The organism is Salipiger sp. ABF4_146, assembly GCF_056161345.1.
The window spans coordinates 1-8545 of record NZ_JBSWYX010000049.1 but is presented as its reverse complement, the minus strand read 5'-3'; the positions used below and the strand labels follow the sequence as shown (position 1 = coordinate 8545).

Genomic DNA, 8545 nt, shown 5'->3' with positions numbered 1-8545 from the left:
CCGCCCGCATATCTCTTCAGATATCTGCGATGTCAAAGAGCGTGAGAGACAAAAACCAGACCGTTGCGCCCTAACTTGCGGCGCGCCCGCCTGTCTGCCTCTCGAATTCCGTTGCCTCGTCTGCGCTGGCTCAGCTTACCGCCTCGCCGCCGCCCCGTCTGGCGTCCCGATCAGCGCCTCAGCGCCGCCGGTGAGAGGGCTTTTACGGATACCCGCCCGGACCCGCAAGCGGTTTTTCGAAAGACCCGTGAAGTTTTTACGAAATTCATCAGAAGACGCATGAAAACAAAGCCTTAGCGGGTGAATTTTTTGCGGGTTCGCGCACCAGAGCCCCCTGCCCCAGCGGCAGACGCACAGCGCGGGGACAAGATATTGCGCTGCCCACAGACTTATCAACAAGGAGGTGCAAAGCGGCGGAAGACTCGACCCGAGTCAGGGGGGAATCCGGGGGGCACATCGCATGCACATGCTATGCACAATGCATGCAGATGGCGGCGCGGGCCAACCGAAGCGCCTCTAACCTCGCTCAGCCCGCATTAATCCCAGACGCGCGAAGCTGCGTTTCTTCAGCCTCAGAGCCAGCAGCAGCAGCGCGACGCCAAGATAGAGCAGGGGTTCGATCTGGAAGCCCTTGCGCAGAAGCACGAAGTGCACGCCGCCCAGAACCACTGCCGGATAGGTCAGCCAGTGGAGCTTGCGCCACGCGCGGCCAAGTTTGCGGACCGAGGCGTTGTTGGAGGTCAGCGCCAGCGGGATCATCAGCGCAAAGCCCAGCATCCCGACGGTGATATACGGACGCTTCACGATGTCGGCCCAGATCTGCGAGGGGATCTGCACATCGAGCACCAGCCAGACCAGCAGATGCAGCGCGATGTAGAAGAAGGAGATCAAACCCAGCGCACGGCGAAAGCGCAGGAGATTGAGCCCCGCGAAGCGCCGCAGCGGAGTGATTGCCAGAACCAGCAGCAGGATCTGCAGACCCAGTTCGCCCAGCTTGTGCTCGAGTTCGCGAATGGGCTCGACCCCGAGCGCGCCGGTGAACCCCTGATAGAGGAACCACGCCGGCGGCAGCGGCGCGAGGACATAGAGGAGCCACGGCGGAATGCGGCGGCTCTGGCGATTGATCCAGTCGATCATGGCTCAGAAGTACTCCGACAGGTCCATGCCCTCATAGAGCGAGGCCACCTCCTCGCCGTAGCCGTTGAACATCAGGGTCGGCTGGCGCTTGGCAAAGAAGCCGCCGCCGATGGGCCGTTCGGTCGCCTGCGACCAGCGCGGGTGATCCACCTCCGGGTTCACATTGGAGTAAAAGCCGTACTCACGCGCGTTGGCCTTGTTCCACGAGGTCGGCGGTTCGCTGTCGGTGAGCGTGACGCGGACGATCGACTTGATCGACTTGAAGCCGTATTTCCACGGCACCACCAGGCGCAGTGGCGCGCCGTTCTGGTTGGGGATGTCGCGGCCATAGATGCCGGTGGCCAGCAGCGTGAGCGGGTTCATCGCCTCGTCGAGCCGCAGCCCCTCGACGTAGGGCCAGTCGAGCACCGGGTAAGACACGCCGCGCATCTCGTCCGGGCGCAAGACGGTTTCAAAGGCGACATATTTCGCGCCCGACTGTACACCTGCCATGTTGAGCAGATCGGCAAGCTCAAACCCGTTCCACGGCACCACCATCGACCACGCCTCGACACAGCGGAAACGGTAGATGCGCTCTTCGATGGTCATCTGCGAGAGAATGTCTTCGAGCGCGTAGGTGCCGGGCTTGTCGACCATGCCGTCGATGGTGACCGACCACGGCTCGGTGGTCAGCGCATCGGCGTATTTCTTGGGGTCGCCCTTGTCGGTGCCGAACTCATAGTAGTTGTTGTAGCTGGTGATCTCTTCCCAGCTGTTGGGCTCAAGCCCTTCCGCCGCGCGGGCGCGGCCTGCGAGACCGGCCAGTGCCAGCCCCCCTACCCCGCCGATGATCTGCCGGCGGTTCAGCCAGAGCGCCTCGTCGGTGACATGATGGTCCTTGAGATCGCCTTTCCAGCGGAACGCCATGGATCGTCCTCCTTCGCTTAGGTTTATGCCAAGGTAGCGGCACTCCGCCGATCCACCAAACCAAGCGATCTCACGTTGCGGTGTCTCCTCTGTAACTTGGGCGCAGCTTGGAGAAGGGGATCGAACTGCCGTCGGCCTGCACGATGCGCACGTGGCGGCGGCGCATCTGCCGCGGCTCGGACACGCCGACCGAATGGGCGATGGTCTCGACCTCCTTGATGATGGCCTTCGCGTAATTGGCGACCTTCATGTATTTGTCCTCGACCACGAGGCCTTTCTGCAGCCGCGGGTCGTGGGTGGTGATGCCGGTCGGGCAGGTGTTGCGGTTGCACTTCAGCGCCTGGATGCAGCCCATCGAGAACATGAAGCCGCGCGCCGAGGTGACGAAGTCTGCGCCGAGACAAATCGCCCACGCCACATCGGCCGGGTTCACCAGCTTGCCAGCGGCGACGATGCGGATGCGTTCCTTGAGACCGTAGCGGTCACGCAGATCGACGATGCGCGGCAGCGCCTCGCGGATCGGCATGCCGACGAGGTCGATCAATGGCATCGGCGCGGCCCCGGTGCCGCCCTCGCCGCCGTCGATGGTGATGAAGTCGGGCGCGCTCTCCGGGCCGCGTTCGCCGATCAGCTGGAACATCCGCTCCCACTCGTCGGACGAACCGATCACCGTCTTGAAACCCACCGGCTTGCCCGAGACCTTGCGGATATGCACGATCATGTCGAGCAGGTCCTCGAAGGTGTCGATCTCGCGGTGACGGTTGGGAGAGATGCCCGGCTGGCCGACCTTGAGGCCGCGGATCGCCGCGATCTCTTCGTTGACCTTTTCACCGGGCAGGATGCCGCCCTTGCCGGGCTTGGCGCCCTGCGCCAGCTTCAGCTCGAACATCTTGACCTGCGGCTTAGCCCCGACCGCCGCCAGCTTTTCGTCGTCGATATTGCCGTTCTCGTCGCGGATGCCGAACTTGGCGGTGCCGATCTGATAGACCAGATCGCAGGCGCCCAGCTCGTGAAACGGCGCCAGCCCGCCCTCGCCGGTATTGAGCCAGACGCCCGCCGCCGCAGCACCGCGGCTGAGCGCCTCGACCGCCGGGCGCGAGATCGCGCCGTAGCTCATGCCAGAGATGTTGAAGATCGAGCGCGCCACATAAGGGATGGTGGCGGTCGGCCCGATCACCATCGGCTCGGTGGTCGAGAACTGATCGTCGAGCGGCGGGAAGACCGCGTTGACGAAGATCGGCGTGCCGGGAATGTTGAGGTTGCGGGTCGAGCCGAAGGCGACGGTGTTATCCTTGCCCTTGGTGGCGTGATAGACCCAGTCGCGCTGCGCCCGGTTGAAGGGCATCTCTTCGCGGTCCATGGCAAAGAAGTACTGCCGGAAGAATTCGCCCAGTTTGGTGAACCAGCCGCGGAAGCGGCCGATCACCGGGTAGTTGCGGCGGATCGCGTCGCCGGTCTGGGTGGTGTCGATCAGATACAGCAAGACCACCGCCAGCACCGCAAGCCCGATGACCACCAGAAAGCCCAGCGCCAGGACCTGCAGGATATACATTGCCGCGCCCATAATTTCCCCTGCGTATTCGTGTGTTGGTGTCGGATGAGGTGTTTCTCGCCCGGCATGGTTACAAGCCCGTGTCACGGCGGCAAGGCCGGAAAGACGCGGGTCTTGGCCCCTGCCGGATGTTAGCGCCGCAGCTGCGCACAGATCAGAGCGACAGCTCGGGCCAAGCGCTCACGATGCGCTGACATGATGTCACGCGGCCTCGATGGACAGGCCCGAATTTGGCCGGTTTGCACAGTTGCGTTAGCTTTGTTCGGCGTCTCGGCAAGGTGGGCTCACGAAAGTTTCAAGATGATCCGGTTCAGAAACGCCTCCGTATTCCCTGGTACATTCACTTGATGACGGAGGACATCACAATGATCCGCATGACTTCCATTGCCCTGACCGCGACCGCTGCTCTGACCGCCGGTACAGCGCTGGCCGATGACCACATGGGCGCCAACATCGTCGAGACCGCGCAGGACGCGGGCAGCTTCTCGACCCTCCTTGCCGCCGCCGAGGCCGCCGGTCTGGTCGATACGCTGACCGGCGACGGCCCGTTCACCGTATTTGCCCCCACCGATGACGCTTTCGGCGCGCTGCCCGAGGGCACCGTGGACGAGCTGCTGATGGAGGAGAACAAGGGCAAGCTGACCGACATCCTCACCTACCACGTGGTGCCCGGCAAGGTGATGTCCTCGGACCTCGAGGACGGCATGATGGCCGAGACGGTGCAGGGCGGCAGCCTCGAGATCATGACCTCGGACGGGGTGACCGTGGACGGCGTGAGCGTCACGCAGGCCGATATCGAAGCGTCGAATGGCGTGATCCACGTCATCGACGGCGTGCTGATGCCGCAGTAATCCCCCTTGCAGCGCCGGCACATCCCCGTCGGCGCCTGCGGCTTCAGCGAAGGGGCGTGGCGGCAGAGCCGCGCCCCTTCACCTTTTGGCAGCACCCCGCCATGAAAAGGCCCGCCAGAGAGGCGGGCCTTGTCGTTTCATTTATATGAGGCGCCGCTCAGTGCACCACGGCGTCGTCCGGGCGGGGCCGGTTGCTGGCGCCGATGCGGTCGCCAAGGATCAACCCGTCGGCGCCGGCGCTCACCGGCACCGTGTCGCCATCGTGGATGTCGCCGCCGAGGATCATCTCGGCCAGCGGATCCTGCAGCGCGCGCTGAATCACCCGCTTGAGCGGACGCGCCCCGAAGACCGGATCATAGCCTTCTTCGGCCAGCCACTTCTTGGCGTCCTCATCCAGTGTGAGATTGACCTTGCGGTTCGCCAGACGCTTGAGCAGCCGGGCAAGCTGGATCTCCACGATGCCGTCCATGTCCTCGCGCTTGAGCCGATCGAAGATGATCGTCTCGTCGAGGCGGTTGAGGAACTCGGGCCGGAAGTGCGCCCGCACCGCATCCATCACGTCACGCTTGGCGGCCGCGCTGTCGGAGCCCTCGGGCAACTGGCTCAGCGCCTGCGAGCCGAGGTTGGAGGTCAGCACGATCAGCGTTTGCTTGAAGTCCACGGTCCGGCCCTGACCATCGGTCAGCACGCCATCATCGAGCACCTGCAGCAGCACGTTGAACACATCCGGGTGCGCTTTCTCGACCTCGTCGAACAGCACCACCTGATAGGGGCGCCGCCGCACGGCCTCGGTCAGCACACCGCCCTCGTCATAGCCGACGTAGCCCGGAGGGGCGCCGATCAGACGGGCGACCGCATGTTTCTCCATGAACTCGGACATGTCGATGCGAACCATCGCACTGTCGTCGTCAAAGAGGAACTCGGCCACGGCCTTGGTCAGCTCGGTTTTACCCACGCCGGTCGGCCCGAGGAACAGGAACGAGCCCAGCGGACGGTTCTCATCGTTGAGACCGGCCCGTGCCCGGCGCACCGCGTTGGCCACGGCGCGCACCGCCTGGCTCTGGCCGACGACCCGCTTGTGCAGCCCGTCCTCCATGCGCAGGAGCTTCTCGCGCTCGCCCTCGAGCATTTTCGAGGTCGGGATGCCCGTCCAGCGTTCGACCACCTCGGCGATCTGCTCGGGACGCACGGCCTCTTCGACCATGACGTCGCTTTCGGCGTTCTCGGCCTGCTCAAGCTGTTTCTCGAGCTCGGGGATCTTGCCGTACTGCAGTTCACCGGCCTTGGCGAAGTTGCCCTCGCGCTTGGCGATCTCGAGATCGGCGCGCATCCGGTCAAGCTGTTCCTTGACGTCCCGCGCCGAGGCCAGCTTGTCGCGTTCGGCCTGCCACTTGGCGGTCATCTCGGCAGAGCGCTCTTCCTGCTCGGCCAGTTCCTTCTCGAGCTTCTCGAGCCGGTCCTTGGACGCAGCATCATCCTCGAGCTTGAGCGCCTCGACCTCGATCTGCATCTGCAGGATGTTGCGGTCGATCTGGTCAAGCTCTTCGGGCTTGCTGTCCACTTCCATGCGCAGGCGGCTGGCGGCCTCATCCATGAGGTCGATCGCCTTGTCGGGCAGGAAACGGTCAGTGATGTAGCGGTGCGAGAGCGTCGCTGCAGAAACAAGGGCGCTGTCCGAGATCCGCACACCGTGGTGCAGCTCGTATTTTTCCTTGATGCCGCGCAGGATCGAGATGGTGTCCTCGACCGTCGGCTCCTGCACCATCACCGGCTGGAAGCGCCGGGCCAGCGCCGGGTCTTTCTCGACGTGCTTGCGGTACTCATCAAGCGTGGTGGCGCCGACGCAATGCAATTCACCCCGTGCCAGTGCCGGTTTCAGCAGGTTCGAGGCGTCCATCGCCCCGTCCGCCTTGCCCGCGCCGACAAGCGTGTGCATCTCGTCGATGAAGAGGATGATCTCGCCAGCAGCGCTCTCGATCTCTTTCAGGATGGCCTTCAGCCGCTCCTCGAACTCACCGCGGTATTTGGCACCGGCAATCAGCGCGCCCATGTCGAGCGCCATCAGCCGCTTGTTACGCAGGCTTTCGGGCACGTCGCCATTGACGATGCGCAGCGCGAGACCTTCGGCGATCGCGGTTTTACCCACGCCGGGCTCACCGATCAGCACCGGGTTGTTCTTGGTGCGGCGCGACAGCACCTGCATCGAGCGGCGAATTTCATCGTCGCGGCCGATGATCGGGTCGATCTTGCCCTGTTCGGCGGCCTCGGTCAGATCGCGCGCATACTTCTTGAGGGCGTCATAGCCCTCTTCGGCATTGGCGCTGTCCGCCGTGCGGCCCTTGCGGATGTCGTTGATCGCCTCGTTCAGCTTCTGCGGCGTGACCGCGCCAGCCTCCAGCGCCTCCTTGGCACCGCTGCGCTCGATGGCGAGGGCCATGAGGACCCGCTCGACGGGAACAAAGCTGTCGCCCGCCTTCTTCGCGATCTTCTCGGCCTCGTCGAGCACGCGCCCGGTGGCCTGATCGAGATACACCTGACCGGCGTCGCCCGAGACCTTCGGCTGTTTCGCGAGTTTCTGATCGAGGGTTTCCACCACCCGCTGCGGCGCGCCGCCGGCCCGGGTGATCAGGTTGCTGGCCAGCCCCTGATCATCGTCCATCAGGGCCTTCAGCAGATGTTCGGGAACCAGCCGTTGATGGCCTTCCCGCATAGCAATGGTTTGCGCGGCTTGAATGAACCCACGCGACCTTTCAGTGAACTTCTCCAAGTTCATCACGTCTCTCCTTCCACAAGCGCCCGTCTGGGAATTGCCCCGCCTGCTCGGCAGCACGGGGCGGTATCGGGCCTCGGTATAAAGATGGGCGCGGGCATGAACGGTTCAAGAACATCCGCGCGGAAAAAACGCGGCACGCGCCCCATCTCTGCGGCCTGACACCGATGTTTAACATCTTTGCTGCAGACTGGTGGTCAGAGCATGACCCCGCGCCGCGAAAGGATGCAAGAAATGCATGTCGACCGTATCGAATTCGACGGTTTTGAGCCTATGGATGATGGCCCGCGCAAAGCCGGGCCACTGCCGTGCGATGGCGCCGATCCCGATATCACCAGCCCGCGTTCCGGCAGCGTCTCGCTGATCTCTCGCGGGGGCCGGCTGCGGGTGTCGCTGCTGGCCACCCCGCGCGACCCACGTCGCGCCCTTATCACGGCGATACGTCAGCTGCTGCGTATGCCCGAATATCGCGGCGGCGCGCAGCGGCTGACCTTCGCCCGAACGCTGCCCATGCGCACCCGGGGCAGCCGCTGAAGCGCAAGACCGGCCTGTTGTGCGCAGGTGCGGAGTCCGGGCGTTTAAAGGCAGACCACTGTGCCGGACCCGGGAGCCAAAGAACTCCGGTCAATGCACTCTGTTCAATGCAATCTGTTCAATGCGCCCTGTGTTCAATGCGCCCTGTCAGCCCGCTTTGCGCAGGTCCGCGATCATCGCGTCGATATCGCCCCGGCGCCGGTCAAGCATGGCACCGATTTCGGTGCGTTCGGTCAGCAGCATGTTCACGCCCTCCACATACATGTTGTAGAACCGCCCGGACTTTTCGCCGACGAAGAAGGTCACCTCGAAGGGCGACTGCCCGCGCAGCTTGGCCACCGTCGCCACCTGATAGGCGTTCTTCACCTTGCGCGTGCCCGCCACCGCGATCTCGCTGCCGACGAACTTGCGGAACTGCTTGCCGTATTTGCGCGCGGCATAGCCTTGGAAGGCGGCGGTGAAGGCCTTTTTCTGAGGGCCGGTGGCGCGGCGTCCGTCCGCGCCCATCGCGTAGGCCGCGATATAGGGCATGTCGCCGTAGCGCGCGAAGATGCGTTCGAACTCCGCGATCATCGCCGTTTCGGACGCGCCCGAGGCGATCACCCCGTTCACATCGCCGACCAATCCTTCGACCAGTTGCTCGGCCGGGGGGGGGGTGGGGGTTGTTTGTTTTTTTTTTTTTTTGTTTTTTTGGCTTGTGCTTGTTTTTTTCTTTTTTTTTCTGTGGTTTTCTTTTTTTTTTTTTTTTTTTTTTTCTTTTTTCTCCCCCCCCCCCCCCCCCCCCCAGGGCCGCAG

7 protein-coding genes are annotated in these 8545 nt (G+C 63.7%); 2 read left to right on the top strand and 5 right to left on the bottom strand.

Annotated features, from left to right (window positions below; translation table 11 throughout):
- Nucleotides 1–516: 516 nt before the first annotated feature.
- The 3 genes from msrQ to ACXAJT_RS27220 form a co-directional block, all read right to left on the bottom strand.
- Complete coding sequence (msrQ, locus tag ACXAJT_RS27230; protein ID WP_475242063.1) at nt 517–1137, bottom strand: protein-methionine-sulfoxide reductase heme-binding subunit MsrQ; 621 nt, start codon at nt 1135–1137, stop codon at nt 517–519.
- Nucleotides 1138–1140: 3 nt separating this feature from the next.
- Nucleotides 1141–2043: a protein-methionine-sulfoxide reductase catalytic subunit MsrP gene (gene msrP, locus ACXAJT_RS27225; protein ID WP_475242061.1), complete on the bottom strand. Its 903-nt coding sequence runs from the start codon at nt 2041–2043 to the stop codon at nt 1141–1143.
- A 70-nt stretch (nt 2044–2113) separates the two neighbouring features.
- A complete protein-coding gene (locus ACXAJT_RS27220; protein WP_475242058.1) occupies nt 2114–3607 on the bottom strand; it encodes an FMN-binding glutamate synthase family protein in 1494 nt (497 codons plus the stop codon).
- A 353-nt stretch (nt 3608–3960) separates the two neighbouring features.
- Between ACXAJT_RS27220 and ACXAJT_RS27215 the strand changes: the two genes are divergently transcribed.
- Nucleotides 3961–4446 carry a fasciclin domain-containing protein gene (locus ACXAJT_RS27215; protein WP_475242056.1) on the top strand — a complete coding sequence of 162 codons (486 nt, stop codon included), beginning with the start codon at nt 3961–3963 and terminating at the stop codon, nt 4444–4446.
- 157 nt (nt 4447–4603) lie between these two features.
- Here ACXAJT_RS27215 and clpB read toward each other — a convergent pair whose 3' ends face one another.
- Nucleotides 4604–7219, bottom strand: coding sequence for an ATP-dependent chaperone ClpB (gene clpB / locus ACXAJT_RS27210; RefSeq protein WP_475242053.1), 2616 nt, complete (start codon nt 7217–7219; stop codon nt 4604–4606).
- Between the two features lie 231 nt (nt 7220–7450).
- Here clpB and ACXAJT_RS27205 point away from each other — a divergent pair, with 231 nt between their 5' ends.
- Nucleotides 7451–7750 (top strand): hypothetical protein, encoded by a 300-nt coding sequence (locus ACXAJT_RS27205; RefSeq protein WP_475242051.1) that lies wholly within the window; start codon nt 7451–7453, stop codon nt 7748–7750.
- 147 nt (nt 7751–7897) lie between these two features.
- On the opposite strand, the gene ACXAJT_RS27200 is transcribed toward ACXAJT_RS27205, so the two are convergent.
- Nucleotides 7898–8545 carry an MlaC/ttg2D family ABC transporter substrate-binding protein gene (locus ACXAJT_RS27200; RefSeq protein ID WP_475242048.1) on the bottom strand — a complete coding sequence of 216 codons (648 nt, stop codon included), beginning with the start codon at nt 8543–8545 and terminating at the stop codon, nt 7898–7900.